Genomic DNA, 15,447 nt, shown 5'->3' with positions numbered 1-15,447 from the left:
GCTTTCAACGTGTCAGCTCCTTGCCCTGAGAAATCATCATATGGAGCAGCTCATCAGCTGTCGGCTTTTCGGGAATTGTAATATGTTCATTCGTTAATTCCGAGGTTGCATTGCTGCTCTTTTTTCCCATACAGTATAGCATTTTCCCTTTTAAAAAGGAGGCTGGTTCCATGTTCATTTTCTTCGCCGCTGTCATCATTGTTGTAAATGCCCTGCCGCTCGGGATGATGACACTTTCTATCGCTGCGTCCTCAAACAGGCGGTTATATATCGGGAAATAGCTCTCGTCTATGATCATTTCATGTGTATAAAAGTAATGTGCATTTTCATATACCGGCTCTATGTTTTTCTCGCCAATGACTAACAGTTGATTTTGATTTACATCTTCAGGCATATTTGATGCCATAATTCCGAACTGCGCAAGCTTTGCGATCGACTTGCTTGAGGCGCCATACACATTCCTTGGGACAGAACGAATGTCCAGTTTTTCCTCTTTTAAAAGGGCAAAGAAATCATCCACACTTTCTGGAGAGGTAAACAAAATGTTACTGTACTCGCTGAGATTTGGCAGTTCCACTCTTTCTTTTTTTGCTTTCATTTTCGGAAATTCGATTACATCGGCACCAAGATCGCGAAGCTTATTAGCAATTCGGCTTTCTGTCACCCCTGAGCGGGCAAGCAGAATCTGTCTTCCGTACATCGGTTTCTTTTCAAACCAGTTCAATTTTTCTCTTAGTTTCACAATCTCACCAACTAGTGTTATCGCTGGATTTAAGAATTGCTGTTCTTTTGCAAGCTCTGCAATGGTCGCAAGTGTGCCTTCTAGCGTCTTTTGTCTTCCATACGTGCCCCACTGAATTAAGATAACAGGTGTATCAGGCGACTTCCCGTATGCTGTTAAATTTTCGCAAATGAAAGGAAGGTTTTTAATGCCCATATAAAAGGCGATCGTATCCACCCCCTGTGCCAGGCCAGCCCAATTGATGCTTGGCTTGCCGTCAGCTGATTGATCATGCGCAGTCACAACAGCGAAAGATCCTGCATACGCACGGTGTGTAACAGGGATGCCCGCATAAGCGGCTGCCGCTATCCCGGAAGTGATTCCGGGAACAATTTCATATTCTATTTCATTAATAGCAAGTTCTTCCGCTTCTTCGCCAACTCTCCCGAAGACGGAAGGGTCGCCTCCTTTTAAGCGGACGACTGTTTTTCCTTCCAGCGCTTTTTCAACCAGCAGGCTATTAATGGTTTCCTGCCGTAAAATATGGCGATCCGGCAGCTTACCGCTATAAATAAATTCACAATTTTCCTTAGCTTCCATTAATAATTGCGGGTTCAGCAATCGATCATAGAGAATGACATCAGCCTTGGTGATGGCTTCCATCCCTTTTACTGTAATGAGTTTCAGATCCCCCGGTCCTGCTCCGACTAAAAATACCTTCCCTTTGTTCATCATGCTTCACCCTTTCCATTAATCTAGCAAAATATATACCTTGTCACCCTCTACTTTTACTTCATACTTTTTTACGCTTCCGGTATCTGGACTTTGCACAAGTCCGTCCAGCAGCGAGATTTTCCAATCATAGAGCGGACAGAAAACATAATGCCCGCTCACAAGCCCCTCAGATAAAATACCGCCTTTTGGATGGGGGCTCCTATTTTCTATTGCATGCACTTCTCCATTTGAAAGTTTGAATAATGCGATATTGGAATCGCCAACCGTTACCGGCTGCCCCATTTGTTCGTATAACTTTGAATATGGATAAACTTCAATTCTTCTCATTTGATCAGCCTCCTTAAACTAGTTCTACTTCTTTAGTAGAGTAATATTTTTCATTTACTTTTTGATCTTCTATCGCTTGCTTCCACGGCTCATTGTAGCGCTGTAATGTTTGGTCAAGACGATCATTCAGCTTTTCTCGTATGTTTTTATCAGCCAAGTGAGCTTTTACATGATCTAAGCCAAGTCTTTCAAGCCATGTGGAAGTCCGTTCCAGATAGTTTGCTGTTTCACGGTAATACTGCAAAAATGCGCTGGAGTATTCCATTACCTCTGCTTCTGTTGTGACGGTCCACGCTAGATCGCCTGCACGCAGATCTGTACCGCCGTTTCCACCAACATAGATCTCCCAGCCGCCGTCAATTCCTACATATCCTAAGTCTTTAATGCCTGATTCTGCACAGTTTCTCGGGCAGGCAGATACGCCCATCTTCACTTTATGAGGTGTATCAAGCCGTTCAAATTTCTTCTCAAGCTCCATTCCGAGTGACATGGAATCCTGTGTGCCAAAGCGGCAGAATTGGGAGCCAACACAGGTTTTAACTGTTCTTAATGTTTTTCCGTACGCATATCCAGATGGCATATCAAGCTCCTGCCATACAGCTGTCAGGTCCTCACGTTTTACGCCAAACAGGCCGATTCTCTGTCCTCCTGTTAACTTCACAAGTGGAACATTATATTTTTCAGCGATTTGGGCAATTTTCATTAAATCTTTTGCATTTGTCACGCCGCCATACATCCGTGGTACAACAGAGTATGTGCCATCCTTTTGAATGTTTGCATGCATTTTTTCATTTACAAGTCGAGAATCGCGGTCATCCTCGTAAGCATCCATATGAACCATGCCCAGGAAGTAATTGATCGCTGGGCGGCATTTGCTGCAGCCTTCCTCCTGCTTCCATTCGAGAACGTTCATCACTTCTTTTACTGCTGTTAAGCCTTTTGTGCGAATTTCTTCTACGACTTCATCCCGGCTGAGTGCTGTACAGCCGCAAAGCGAATCTTTTGCAAGAGAAGCATCAAAGCTGTCGCCAAGTGTATGCATTAAAATGTCATTCACAAGCGGTTTACAGCGTCCGCAGGATCTGCCGGCATTTGTGCAACCGGAAACTTGGTTTAATGTTGTTAAGCCTTGTGTTTGGATGGCTTTAACGATGGTCCCTTTTGTCACACCATTACAGCCGCAAACCACTTCATCAGCCGGGATCGAACCGATATCCTCGGCTCCTTCCTCTCCTGCTTTCTGCAGAAGAGAGATGTCTGTAAGGTCGGTAATTTCTTCTTTGCCCATCATCATCCGGAATAGCTTGCTGCTGTCCTTTGTATTACCATAAAGAACAATTCCTGCAATCTTGTTGTCACGGACAAGAATTTTCTTATAAATGCCATCAAATTCATTGTGAACTTTGATCGCTTTTACAGATGGGTCATCCATTATTTCTCCGGCAGAATATAAGTCCACACCAGAGACCTTTAATTGTGTGCCCGTAATTGAACCTTCATAAGTACTTTCGCGTTTGCCAACGATTGTTTCTGCAAGCACTTTTGCTTGCTCATATAATGGAGCTACAAGACCATATGTGACTTCCCGGTGCTCTGCACATTCGCCGACTGCATAAATATCAGGAATACTTGTTTCAATATAGTCGTTGACGACAATTCCGCGATTCACTTCCAGGCCACATGCCGCTGCAACCTCAATATTCGGTTTAATTCCAACAGCCATGACGACTAAATCAGCAGCCGTTTCGCTTCCATCTGTGAAACGAATGCCAGTTACCCGGTCCTCACCGAGGATTTCTTCTGTCTGTTTTTCCATCAGGAAGTTCATTCCCTGGCTTTCAAGTTCTCTCTGCAGCATTTGTGATGCTGTTGGATCAAGCTGCCTTTCCATTAGATGCGGCATTAAGTGAACCACATCAACCGTCATGCCAAGATCAATTAGACCGCGTGCTGCTTCAAGTCCTAGCAGACCTCCGCCAATGACAACCGCTTTTTTATAAGACTCTGCCGTCTTGATCATTACTTCACAATCATGTATATCACGAAAACCAGTTACGCCCTGTTTTTCTGCACCCTTTACTGGCAGAATAAACGGACTCGAACCTGTCGCTATAATTAACTTGTCATATGCAGTGATACGCCCATTGCTGCTCTCCACTGTTTTGTTTTCAGGATTGATTTTCACAATGCTTTCGTTTGTAAATAGCTGAATATGATTCTCCTTATACCAATCCCAATCATTCATGATGATCTCTTCCACTGTTGTATCACCCTGCAGCACATGTGATAACTGGATGCGGTTATAGTTAGGATATGGCTCTTTTCCAAAGATCGTCATTTCAAATTCTTCTTTATTTAATTTAAGAATTTCTTCGATTGCTCTTACGCCCGCCATGCCGTTCCCGATCATTACTAATTGTTTTTTCATTTTATAACCTCCTAAGTTTGCTCAATGTTTCACATATACATGCGATAGGTTTCTTCTTTAGGTATATTGTTTATAGGTTTATTATACAAGATAACTAGAATTTATTGTGTGAAGAACTTCACAATATTTAATTTTATTGGTTTTTGGTTCACAATTTGGACACGGTCACAGTGACGCCCCGAATTTTCTTGTTTCACAGGTAAAACCCTCCACTTGGATTTTCCCTGCTTTTTCTATTAAACTATGAATAAACAATCTCTGTATGAAGGGAGAAAAACGATGGATTTTATTGCGATTGACTTTGAAATTGCCAATAACCGTCTGGACAGCGCCTGTTCAATCGGAATGGCATTTGTTCAAAACAACTCAATTATAGACGAAAAATATTATCTTATTCAGCCTCCAACATTGTTCATGGATCCTGGGATGGTGCGGGTGCATGGAATTACTGAAGATGATGTTAGAAATGCACCTACATTTGATGAAGTGTGGAAGGAGATTCAGCAATATTTTCAAGGAGAGCATCTCATAATTGCTCATAATGCTCAGTTTGATATGAGTGTGCTGAAAAACTGCTTGCTCACATACAAACTGGATATCCCTGAATTCACTTATGCATGCAGTATTCCCATCAGCTCATGTGCACTTGGCCGTGAAAGAGTCAGCGGCTCTCTCAAGGATCGAGCTGAACGTTTTGGCGTCCAATTAGATCAGCATCATCATGCTTTATCAGATGCAATTACATGTGCACAGCTTGTCATCAACTGTGTCAAAGCAAAAAGACGTAAATCACTGGAAACATTTTTAAGCACCTATCGTTCTGTTTCGTTAAAGTCCTTTTCAGAATTAAAGCACCAAACTACTTTCGGTAAAAAAACAGCGGTACCAGCAAAGAAACGGTTTGCCAGTGCTCCAGTGATTTCTTCTATTACAACAAGCAAAACAGAGTTTGATGAACAGCATCCTCTTTACGGAAAACATATTGTATTTACAGGTGAATTAGCTGGGATGGATCGTGCGGAAGCCATGCAGCAGGTTGTGGATCATGGCGGATTGCTTAAAAGCGGTGTAACAAAACAAACCAGTTATCTTGTTGTCGGCACACAGGATAAAGCACTGGTTGGCAGTGCTGGTGTGAGCTCGAAGGAAAAAAAGGCGGCTGCACTCCAGGCAGAAGGTCTGCCGATTAAAATAATCAATGAAGAACACTTCCGAAAACTGATAGCTGGGCGGATGAGTTTGAGTTTTAAGCAGTCACAGTGACGCCCCGGATTTTCTTGTTTCACAAGCATACCGAAACTGCAAAAGAAAAAGCCGATTACAGCGTAATCGGCTTTTCAAATTTAGGATAATGCTTTATATTATTTGTCTTTGTAGTTGTTGATGGTTCCATCAGTGATCCGTAGTAAACAACATAACGTGACTCTTCGTTTGGCTCTGGAATGCTTTCCTTGATTTGCTCATAGTTAAACTTCCCATAATCTGATAACATTTTAAATAATGTTTTCATTTTATAGCCTCCTTTTGTTCGTAACCCTATTCTAAAGGAGAAAACTGAAATCCTCAAAGTCGATTTTCACTCATGTAAGCGTTAATCATCCTTGATAATAACTCTTTTTATTCCAAATTCTTTTATTTTCTTAAAATTACTCTGTTTCATTAAATTTATACAACTGTATCATGTTCAGTTATTCACAATAAAAGTTATATTTATCCGTTGAAATGTTTTCTTTTCAACACTCCTTTTATATTGTGAGGCTATTTAACAATTGAAGAAAAAACTGTTATATAGATTTTTCAAAAGAAACTAGTACAGAATATTTAATAGAACTGCTTTTTTGCATAAATACACTCCTTAACTTCTAAGTTAATTGGAAACTAGGCTTTCCTTAAACCTGTTTCTTAAGGAAGCGAATCATTTCTCCTTCTGCTCTCTGTGCTGATTCTTTATTGTATTTTTGAGAATACGGATCACTAAATCCATGGAGGCCATTCATTTTATGGATCTTAACGTTATCTCTTTTATTCAAAATATCAATTAATTCATCTACATTAAACGAAGTTTCTCTTTCCGGGAAAAAGAGCATGGAAGGGCATACCGGAGACACTTCCGGATACTTTCTTATCCGTGAACCATAATATCCAACAATTCCATCTATGTGTTTTTCAGTACTGCATAACCAGGCAATTGTCGCTCCAATACTAAAACCAAGCAAAAATATTATTCTATATTGACCCTTCACTTCATCTGCTATATTCTTCACGATTTTTAAAGTAGCTTGCATATCGATTTTGTTAATAAAACTTTGATAAGCCATTTCTTCTTGATCATATTTAAAAGGAACTTCTTGTTCGAGAAAATTTGGACATATGATATCAAGTCCATGTTCTGATAACGATTGACAAACATCCTTGATATGCTGATTGATCCCATAGATTTCATGAAGCACAATGACTACCGTATCAGATTGTTTTTTTATCTGGAACACTGATGACACCTCTATCGAAAATTTATAAGTTTACATGACAAAATCGGAAATGTTCTTCACAAACAACATGTGGCCAATTTTTTACAAAGCGGGAGAATCACATAAAGTTTAGCTGCCCGTCATTTTCTATTAAGCCATTCTTTGCATGTTCAATATAAAAGTACCATATTTTCCTTCTGTTCTATTATTAAATTTTTTATATAGAAAAACAGGAACCAAACGGCTCCTGTTCTATACTGTTCTCTTTCTCCTTGTAAATTCCATATTCATGAAACACCTTGTTTACTATTCCTTCTTATTTTCGTTAGCCTTTTCTTCAGCTTTCTTCTCTTTATTTGCTTTCTCTTCTTGTTTCTTTAATTTCTCTTGTTCTTTTTCAGCTTGCTTTTGGGCTTGTTCACGCTGCTTTTCCTCAGCCTTTTTAGCCTCTTCTTTCGCTTTCTGTTCCTGTTTCTTTAATTGTTCCTGTTCTTTTTCAGCTTGTTTTTGAGCTTCCGCACGTTGTTTTTCCGCTTGCTTTTGTGCTTGTTGTTGAGCCTTTATTTCTTTTTGACGCTGTTTTTCCTCAGCCTTTTTCTTTGCTTCTTCTTCTTTCTTTAAAGCCTCGGGCTTTTTCTCTTCAGACTTTTTACTCGCTTTAGAATCAGATTTGTCTTCTTTGTTCTGATCTTTATCTTCAGTTTCTACGACTGCAGCTTCATTAATTTTTTTCACTGCTTCTTCTGCCTCTTCATTGATTTCTTCCACAGTCTCAGCTTTTTCTTCTGTTAACTCTTCATTTATTTCAGCAAGCTCTTCGTTGTATGTTTCTTCATCTATTTCACCTGATGCTAACTGATCCTCAAGCTTCGTTCGCTTCTTATCCGCCTTTTGTTCTTTTTCTTCTAGCTTCGCTAATTTTTTATTAACCTTTTTCTCAAAGTGCTCTTGAGCTTTTACAATATTCTTCTCTAAAGCTTCTTTTGCTGTTGGATTTTCAACTTTGTTTAAAACAGATTGTAAAGCTAGCAGGTTGGCAGCAAACTTTTCTTCAATAGCGGCACGAACTGGATCCACTTCTACTTCTTGTTCCTCTGCCAGTTCACCTTCTCCTGACTCTGCTGATTCTTCCTCTGGAGTTTCTGCTGTTTCCCCATCTGCAGCATCTGTTTCTTCAGCATATTGTTCGTATTTTTCCAGTGCTAATTCTTGTTGTTTAATCGCTTGTTCAAGAACCTCATTTGCCAAGTCCTCTTCCCCTGCAGCAAGTAATGCTTCCACTTCTTTAATACGCTCTTCTGCAAATTCTACCAGCAGTTCAGACTCTTTTACTTCATCAAAAGTTAATGCCAGCTGAACATTTTCCATTAGCTTTTTAGTGAAGTAGAAAAAGTCACCAGGCAAAAGAGATGGCTCTTCTTCTTCAGATGTTTCTTCTGCTTGTGTTTCTTCCAAAGGATCGCCCTCTGTTACTTCGTTTGTGCTTTCAGTTTCTGTTGTTTCATCTTTAATGGTTTCATCCTCTGAAGTTGTTTCATCCTCTGAAGTTGTTTCATCTGAAGTTGGTACTGTTTCTGTTTCGACTGTTTGATCCTGCTGTACTGTTTCCTCTGCAGGCTGCTGATTTTCTTCCGCAAATGCCTGCCCCGTTCCTAAAACAAGAACGGAAGCAAAAGCACCCGCTGCAAGAACATTTCTGACTGAGAATAAATTTTTCGACATAAAAAAATCCCTCCACACCATTTTGTAAAGGAAGAATCTTGAATTAACTCTATGAAACTGAGTTGTTTCTCCATTCTTCATTTGGCAGCCCAGCCATCTTAGTATCTCTACCGTAGATCTGTGACTTTGCGTCTCTACTTTTCAGTAGATTTGCCTTTTTTCAAATGAGGAACAACTAAATATTTCGTTCACGTCATTTAAAATAAATATATTCAATTATTGGTGAAATTACTAGAGAGAAAATTTTCCCAAATAAAAATAATCCCATCTCTTTATTGAAATGGGATATTGCAAAATTAAATTAATGATCCTACTTTCGATCCCAAAAACGCCTAACTGTAATCGCCGAAACAAACTCCTCATCAAAATCTTGATTTTCGGCAGCAAACACGACACCATCTAAATTATTGTATTCAGAAGGCTGAATATAGGACTGTCCCGTTGTCGCCACACCAATTGGCTTATAATATTTGTATATTCCGTTTATAAAATCTAGAGTATTAATATCAAAGGATGTTTGATTATCACTTTCCCCGCCAACTATATACAGAGAGTCATATAGCGTATGATGAGTAGAAACAAAGATTTGATCCACCTTCAGAACTGTACCTTCAGCTCCTGTAACAGTGCCAAGCTTCTCACTAATCAAAACAACAAAAACTCCATTTTGATTAAGTGTTTCAAGCGTATTTTTTACTTCTTCCCCGTCAAAGCCATTGGCAATGATGACACCCACTTTTAATGTATAAGGATAATGCGGTGTATTCTCCTGGCTAAGTGCAGGCGAAGCCAAGGTAACCGGAACATTCTCTCCTTCTGGAGGATTTGCGCCAATATTTTCGGCAATCTTTGTCGCCATTTCCTTATCGACGTTCACATACATATCAACAACCTGCTGGCGAACAGACTCATTCTTCACTTTCGCAAGCTCAAAACTGAATGCCTCGATGATATGCTGCTTTTCAACGCTTGACATGCTATTCCAGAATAGTCGCGCATGAGAGAAGAAATCCTTGAAAGTCTCACTGCTCGCTTTGACCTTTTTCCCTTCAACCTGTTCCGGATAATGAACAAACCCGCCTTCCTCTGGCGGAGTTGGCCCAGGCGTGTTATTGGCAATAGAGTTTCTAAAATAGTTTACTTGATCGACATCAATACGATATCTGTTAAAGCTGTCTCGCTGATTGTTATGAAACGGACAGATCGATTTATTGATTGGCAGATCAGGATAATTCGATCCGCCAAGTCTGTGCTGCTGGGTTATTTTATAAGTAAAGGTTCTTCCCTGCAAAATAGGATCATTGCTAAAATTGATGCCAGGAACTAGATTCGTCACATCAAAAGCAACCTGTTCTGTTTCGGCGAAAAAATTATCAACATTTCGATTCAAAGTCATCTTCCCGATTTTTTCAACAGGAATGATCTCCTCTGGCCAAACCTTGGTAGGATCAATTACATCGAAATCAAACTTAAACTCATCTTCCTCAGCAATCATCTGCACACCAAGTTCATAGACAGGATAAGCACCACGCTCAATCGCTTCACTCAGATCGCGTCTATGATAATCCGGATCTACTCCGCCAATAATCAGGGACTCTTCATTAAGGAGCGAGTGCACACCAAGCATAGGCTTCCAATGAAAGCGGACAAAGTGCGACTTCCCCTCTTCATTCACAAAACGGAAAATATTAATCCCAAACCCTTCCATCATTCGATAGCTTCTAGGGACTGCCCGATCAGACATCGCCCACATCACAAAATGAGCCGATTCCTGATTATTGGCGACAAAATCCCAAAAGTTATCATGTGCGGCAGAAGCTGTTGGCATATCATTATGCGGTTCTGGTTTCAGAGCATGCTGTGAATCCACAAACTTAAACGCATCATGTATCACAAAAATCGGAAACTGCAGACCCAGCAAATCATAATTTCCTTCATCTGTATAAAATTTCACAGCAAACCCGCGTATATCCCGCGCAGTATCCATAGACCCCTTGCCGCCCTGCACAGTAGAAAACCGCACAAATACAGGCGTCTTAAGCCCTTTCTCCTGCAGGAATCCAGCTCTAGTATACTTTTTCATCGATTTATACGCTTCAAATTCACCATGCACACCAAATCCTCGAGCATGTACGACTCTCTCCGGAATTCGTTCCGTATCAAAATGCATTTGCTTTTGGAAAAAATGAAAATCCTCCATTAATACCGGACCGCGATCTCCCGCTTTTAAGGTATTTTCATTATTGGCAACCTTTAAACCTTCATTTGTTGTAATCGGATTGTCTGCATTTTTAATTAGATATTGCTCCAGCTGTTCATTTTTCTTATTTTGCTCTTCTCTACTATTGTTTTCCGGTGGTTTCTCCATGTTCTCACCTGCTTTTGGAGTTTAGGGGGTAACCCATTAATATATATGCGGATTTATCCTGGGTATTACTATGGGGATTTAGTTTAATTTGATCTGATATATCACATATAGAGTTTATAACTTCCTATTAACTTAATGTTAATAAATGCAAAATATATCCAAAAAACACAATCTCCAAAACACTATATGTAGTATTTTATACAAAAACATAAACTACATATTGATTAAAGTGGGATTAGAAGATATAATTTAATAGAGAAGGGAGGCCAACAATTAATCTGATAGAAAGGAGGAAAGAAAATGCGTCGAGTTAGTAAGATTAGAATTCAAAGCCAGATAAGACAAGCGCAGAGGAAAATTGAACGAGAAGTTAAATCAGAAGTAAAAAAATTAGAAAAAGAGCTTCAAAGAAAGCTAAAATAAAAAGCTCTTATTTGTTTTGCCGAACAAATAAGAGCCCAAAAAGTATTATACGTACTGTTATAATAACGCACTTCCTAATCAAATAAAAGAATTTATATTCTCAATAAATTTGAAAGGTAAGATGTATAATGGGTAAAAACCAACATGTAACTCCACATAAAAATGGTGGATGGCAAGTAAAAGGAGCAGGAAACTTAAAGGCTACTAGAATTACATCCACACAAGCCGAAGCAATTTCGATTGCTAAAGGCATCGCAAAAAATAATAAATCAGAACTACTTATCCACAATTCAGCTGGTAGAATTCGCGAAAAGAATAGCTATGGAAATGATAATTTCCCACCAAAGGGTTAATAAGTAATTTAAGGGCTAGCTTTTTTTAAGAGAGCTAGCCCTTTTATAAAATTTATATTATGAACTTTATTAACAGGAAGCAGCTTATTTATATCTTGTTATATACTATTTATCTCCACTCTCGTCAGCATTCTTCGCCTCAAACTCATCCAACAAAGCACGCACTTCATCCGTTGACTTCGTACTCATCAGCTGATTCCTCAGTTCACTTGCCCCTCTGAATCCTTTTACATATATCTTAAAAAAGCGAGGAAGAGGCTTGTATGGACGCTGTTCTTCTGCCGAATGTTTATCATGAAGATCCAGATGCAGTCTTAACAGATCAAGCAATTCCTTGCTGCTATGCTCTCTTTTCTCTTTTTCAAAAGCAAAAGGATTGCTGAAAATACCGCGTCCGATCATCACTCCATCGACACCATATTGCTCAACAAGTTCCATGCCCATTTGTCTGTCAAGGATATCTCCATTGATTGTTAAAAGTGTGTCTGGAGCGATTTCGTCACGAAGTTTCTTAATTTCGGGAATCAGTTCCCAATGAGCAGGCACTTTGCTCATTTCATCTCTTGTACGCAGGTGGATGGAAAGATTCGCGATGTCTTGTTTCAATATGTGTGTAAGCCAATCGCGCCACTCATCAACCTCCGTAAAACCAAGTCTTGTTTTCACACTTACAGGCAATCCTCCTGCTTTTGCTGCTTCTATAATCTCTGCAGCAACTTCAGGGCGGCAAATCAGACCGCTGCCCTTCCCATTATCAGCCACATTCGGCACAGGACAGCCCATATTAATATCAATCCCTTTGAAGCCTTGTTTCGCCATCCCAATACTCATCTGGCGAAAATACTCAGGCTTATCTCCCCATATATGAGCGACAATCGGCTGCTCGTCCTCTGTAAAAGTCAAACGCCCGCGCACACTTGCGTTCCCCTCTGGGTGGCAATAACTCTCCGTATTGGCAAACTCCGTAAAGAATACATCTGGTCTGGCTGCTTCACTCACGACATGGCGGAACACCACATCTGTTACATCCTCCATTGGTGCCAGTATAAAAAATGGACGTGGTAGATCACGCCAGAAATTATCTATCATCATAAAAATCCTTTCGTTCAAAAAATATAAAGACTATAAAAGTAAAATATATATAGAACACCTTAATTTTTTTTGCATCAATATATAAAGTACAATGAAAAGCCAAACAAAACAAGGTATGTGTTCATGGAAAAGACCCGGAAGGAATCTTCCAGGTCTTAGATTAACTAGTAGTGATATTAAAATTCAGTGGTTACATACCCTAATTTTTCAATATTTGCTGCAGAAAATTATTGAACATCTCCATGCTGTTAAATCCTAATTTCCATCTCTTCGTCCGCAATAAAAAATCCTTTTGCTTCGATTTGCTTTCTTAGCAAACCATCTTCATTTAATACGGGGTTTGAATGGTTAAGATGTGTAAAATAAATGTCCGTTTCCCCAGCTAAATCTTCGAGCAGCTCCATCGTCTCTGTTATGAGCGGATGGGGGATCTGCCGATAATCGCGACCAATGTTTGCTATTTCCTCTTTAGAATAAAACGTGCCATCAAGAAAACAAATATCCGCCTCTTTAGCCGCTTCGCGAATATCAAGATCCCATTCATACCAGCGATCAATATCAGGAATAAACAAAACTTTTTTATTGGGACCACTAATCCAAAAAGCAAATGTCTCAGAAAACTCATTCCGATGCGGAACTAATACTGGAGTTACCGTGACTTCTGAAGAGACACAAACAGGCTGTCTGTCTTTTAGTTCTTGAACAGTGATGTTTTCAAGCGTTGTTAACTGGCTCCACGGTGCATGATTTTCAAGCAGCTTTTTCATCTTCGCTCCTGCCATTACTGGCAATTGGCGGGAATTAATCGCTTCTTTTCCTAGGAACATTAAGCCTGGATAGTGACCAATATGGGCATGCGATAGAAAAATACTGCTCATCAGCTGTGATTCCAGCCCATATCTCATTTGCAAGCGTGCCATTTGTTCCCGCAGATCAGGAGTAGCCTCAATCAGATGCCATTTTTTCTCCTCTGGTAAAATAATAGCCAAGGAGGCAGCCGTTCTTTTAAACTTCGAGTCTTTTAATGCCCTCTTACAATTTTTACAGAAACAATTCGCTTGTGGCAAACCGCCATCTTGTGCAGTTCCAGCCACACTTAAAAGTACCTCACTCACTAGACAACTTCCCTTTCTGAATGCACCAGTTCTTCTTCTTTAGTGTAATCTTTTCTGGCAATTGTCCATCCTGTAAAACCAAAAAGCAGGTTAACTAATGGAACAAGATAAATAAAGAACGCATATGGAATGAACTCCCACGCACTAACTCCTAAAACGCCCGATGCAAATACAGCAGGAACACTCCAAGGCACAAGATTAATTCCGACAGTCCCCATTGACTCTACTGTTCTCGAGAGATTTTTCGTATCAATGTTCATATCTTTATACTTTTGAACAAAAGTTCTCGCGGGCAATATAATCGCTAAAAACTGCGCACCGCTTGCCAATGCAACAATAAATGTGGATAACAGTGTAGAACTGATCAGCGCTCCAGCACTCTTTACTTTCTTCATCATCTTACCTGTTAAAACTTCAAATGTTCCCGTTTCTTCTAGAATACCCCCGAGAGCAGTAGCAATCATTAGCATCCCAACAGTTCCAAGCATGGAAGATAGTCCGCCGCGATTTAATAATGAATCAATCTCTCCGATACCTGTTGTTATTTTAAAACCGCTCGTCATAAATTGAACGATTGAACTTACTGAAGTTCCTTGTACCACAACAGCTATTACTGCACCTAATAAGCCGACACCCATTAAGGCCGGCAATGCCGGAACACGCTTTAGCATCAAAACGATTGTTATAATTGGCAGCAGCAATAATAATGGATGAATCACAAAAGCATTCTCTAGACCTGACATGATTGTATCGATGGTTTCAGATCCCATGCTTGTGCTGTTCGCCAACTCCAAACTGCCCAATACCCCAAACAAAATAAGCGATATTAAAAATGCAGGTATCGTATCCCAAAGCATGTGCTTAATATGACTGAATAAATCTGTATCAACCAATGCCGCAGCAACATTGGTTGTATCTGATAAAGGAGAAAGCTTATCCCCTAAATATGCACCTGATATAACGGCACCTGCAACTAGAGCCGGCGGAAATCCTAACCCCTCACCAATTGCCATAAATGCTAATCCAACCGTTGCGATCGATGTAAAGGAAGTTCCCAGAGTAATAGAAACAATCCCCGTAATGAGAGCAACAACCGGAACAAACCAGGTCGGATTTATTAAAGAAATTCCGTAATAAATCATAGTCGGAATCACTCCACTTGCAATCCAGGATCCAATAATTGTGCCGATGACCAATAAAATAAACACAGCTGGCAGAGCCCTTGTTACTCCATTCACCATCATCTGCTGCACCTGACTCCAGTTCCATCCGCAGCTAATCGCAACAGCAGAAGCTAAAATCACCCCAATGATTAATGGAAAATTCATTCCGGCATCCCATATAAAAATGGAACAAGCCGCAGCTATGATTAATCCTAATAAAGGAACAATCGATTTCCACATAGTTAGATTCTTTTTCACCTTTTCCCCCGCCAATCATATGAACTCTACTATTATATACGTTAATAGTTTTATAAATACTTTATCACTTTAAAGCTTTTATGCTTTTAAGTGATTGATTGTGATAATCATAAGTTATTTTATTTCGTTAGTCAAATGAATATGGTTTAGGACTGATAAACTTTTACTCACACAAAAAAGGACCAATCATATGATTGATCCTTACAGACTGTAGACAAACTCGATGAAAATCGAGTTTGCCTACAGTCTTTTTTGTTTTAGAATAAAAGGAGAA

The 15,447-nt window shown here is 39.7% G+C and carries 13 protein-coding genes and 1 riboswitch; of the genes, 3 read left to right on the top strand and 10 right to left on the bottom strand.

Annotated elements, in window-relative coordinates; genetic code table 11:
- Nucleotides 1-4: 4 nt before the first annotated feature.
- From cobA to nirB, 3 genes are read right to left on the bottom strand one after another with little or no spacing between them, the layout of a single operon-like run.
- Entirely contained in the window at nucleotides 5-1,456 is a 1,452-nt protein-coding gene (gene cobA / locus J1899_RS04400) for a uroporphyrinogen-III C-methyltransferase (protein ID WP_246586581.1), read from the bottom strand.
- A gap of 15 nt (nucleotides 1,457-1,471) precedes the next feature.
- The gene (gene nirD, locus J1899_RS04395; RefSeq protein ID WP_214477838.1) at nucleotides 1,472-1,783 is read right to left on the bottom strand and encodes a nitrite reductase small subunit NirD; all 312 of its coding nucleotides are present in this window, start codon (nucleotides 1,781-1,783) and stop codon (nucleotides 1,472-1,474) included.
- A 13-nt stretch (nucleotides 1,784-1,796) separates the two neighbouring features.
- Nucleotides 1,797-4,211, bottom strand: coding sequence for a nitrite reductase large subunit NirB (gene nirB, locus J1899_RS04390; RefSeq protein ID WP_214477837.1), 2,415 nt, complete (start codon nucleotides 4,209-4,211; stop codon nucleotides 1,797-1,799).
- 279 nt (nucleotides 4,212-4,490) lie between these two features.
- On the opposite strand from nirB, the gene J1899_RS04385 reads away from it, so the two are divergent.
- The gene (locus tag J1899_RS04385) at nucleotides 4,491-5,474 is read left to right on the top strand and encodes an exonuclease domain-containing protein (RefSeq protein ID WP_214477836.1); all 984 of its coding nucleotides are present in this window, start codon (nucleotides 4,491-4,493) and stop codon (nucleotides 5,472-5,474) included.
- Between the two features lie 55 nt (nucleotides 5,475-5,529).
- Here the strand turns inward: J1899_RS04385 and J1899_RS04380 are convergent, their stop codons facing one another.
- From J1899_RS04380 to J1899_RS04365, 4 genes are all read right to left on the bottom strand, one after another.
- On the bottom strand, nucleotides 5,530-5,721 hold the full coding sequence (locus J1899_RS04380) for a hypothetical protein (protein WP_214477835.1): 192 nt from the start codon (nucleotides 5,719-5,721) through the stop codon (nucleotides 5,530-5,532).
- Between the two features lie 379 nt (nucleotides 5,722-6,100).
- Nucleotides 6,101-6,700, bottom strand: a complete 600-nt coding sequence (locus tag J1899_RS04375; protein ID WP_214477834.1) for a dienelactone hydrolase family protein — start codon at nucleotides 6,698-6,700, stop codon at nucleotides 6,101-6,103.
- A gap of 285 nt (nucleotides 6,701-6,985) precedes the next feature.
- Nucleotides 6,986-8,401: a DUF5667 domain-containing protein gene (locus tag J1899_RS04370; protein WP_214477833.1), complete on the bottom strand. Its 1,416-nt coding sequence runs from the start codon at nucleotides 8,399-8,401 to the stop codon at nucleotides 6,986-6,988.
- A gap of 80 nt (nucleotides 8,402-8,481) precedes the next feature.
- Nucleotides 8,482-8,566: riboswitch (cyclic di-GMP riboswitch) on the bottom strand.
- A 145-nt stretch (nucleotides 8,567-8,711) separates the two neighbouring features.
- Complete coding sequence (locus tag J1899_RS04365) at nucleotides 8,712-10,769, bottom strand: catalase (RefSeq protein WP_214477832.1); 2,058 nt, start codon at nucleotides 10,767-10,769, stop codon at nucleotides 8,712-8,714.
- Between the two features lie 300 nt (nucleotides 10,770-11,069).
- Between J1899_RS04365 and J1899_RS22705 the strand changes: the two genes are divergently transcribed.
- On the top strand, nucleotides 11,070-11,192 hold the full coding sequence (locus J1899_RS22705; RefSeq protein WP_281420633.1) for a hypothetical protein: 123 nt from the start codon (nucleotides 11,070-11,072) through the stop codon (nucleotides 11,190-11,192).
- A gap of 128 nt (nucleotides 11,193-11,320) precedes the next feature.
- Complete coding sequence (locus J1899_RS04360; RefSeq protein WP_214477831.1) at nucleotides 11,321-11,545, top strand: DUF2188 domain-containing protein; 225 nt, start codon at nucleotides 11,321-11,323, stop codon at nucleotides 11,543-11,545.
- A 105-nt stretch (nucleotides 11,546-11,650) separates the two neighbouring features.
- Here the strand turns inward: J1899_RS04360 and J1899_RS04355 are convergent, their stop codons facing one another.
- From J1899_RS04355 to nhaC, 3 genes are all read right to left on the bottom strand, one after another.
- Nucleotides 11,651-12,634 (bottom strand): tRNA dihydrouridine synthase, encoded by a 984-nt coding sequence (locus J1899_RS04355; RefSeq protein WP_214478749.1) that lies wholly within the window; start codon nucleotides 12,632-12,634, stop codon nucleotides 11,651-11,653.
- Nucleotides 12,635-12,885: 251 nt separating this feature from the next.
- Nucleotides 12,886-13,752: an MBL fold metallo-hydrolase gene (locus tag J1899_RS04350; protein ID WP_214477830.1), complete on the bottom strand. Its 867-nt coding sequence runs from the start codon at nucleotides 13,750-13,752 to the stop codon at nucleotides 12,886-12,888.
- Entirely contained in the window at nucleotides 13,752-15,173 is a 1,422-nt protein-coding gene (nhaC, locus tag J1899_RS04345) for a Na+/H+ antiporter NhaC (RefSeq protein ID WP_214477829.1), read from the bottom strand. The genes J1899_RS04350 and nhaC overlap by 1 nt, the downstream gene beginning before the upstream one ends.
- Between the last annotated feature and the right edge of the window lie 274 nt (nucleotides 15,174-15,447).

Source organism: Cytobacillus gottheilii, from assembly GCF_018582665.1.
Classification (GTDB): domain Bacteria; phylum Bacillota; class Bacilli; order Bacillales; family Cytobacillaceae; genus Cytobacillus; species Cytobacillus gottheilii.
This window is presented reverse-complemented; position numbering and strand designations above follow the sequence as displayed.

Coding starts and splice junctions, on each gene's coding strand:
- cobA (WP_246586581.1), bottom strand. CDS start 1,456: ATGATGAACAAAGGGAAGGTATTTTTAGTCGGAGCAGGACCGGGGGAT.
- nirB (WP_214477837.1), bottom strand. CDS start 4,211: ATGAAAAAACAATTAGTAATGATCGGGAACGGCATGGCGGGCGTAAGA.
- J1899_RS04385 (WP_214477836.1), top strand. CDS start 4,491: ATGGATTTTATTGCGATTGACTTTGAAATTGCCAATAACCGTCTGGAC.
- nirD (WP_214477838.1), bottom strand. CDS start 1,783: ATGAGAAGAATTGAAGTTTATCCATATTCAAAGTTATACGAACAAATG.
- J1899_RS04370 (WP_214477833.1), bottom strand. CDS start 8,401: ATGTCGAAAAATTTATTCTCAGTCAGAAATGTTCTTGCAGCGGGTGCT.
- J1899_RS22705 (WP_281420633.1), top strand. CDS start 11,070: ATGCGTCGAGTTAGTAAGATTAGAATTCAAAGCCAGATAAGACAAGCG.
- J1899_RS04360 (WP_214477831.1), top strand. CDS start 11,321: ATGGGTAAAAACCAACATGTAACTCCACATAAAAATGGTGGATGGCAA.
- J1899_RS04365 (WP_214477832.1), bottom strand. CDS start 10,769: ATGGAGAAACCACCGGAAAACAATAGTAGAGAAGAGCAAAATAAGAAA.
- J1899_RS04380 (WP_214477835.1), bottom strand. CDS start 5,721: ATGAAAACATTATTTAAAATGTTATCAGATTATGGGAAGTTTAACTAT.
- J1899_RS04355 (WP_214478749.1), bottom strand. CDS start 12,634: ATGATAGATAATTTCTGGCGTGATCTACCACGTCCATTTTTTATACTG.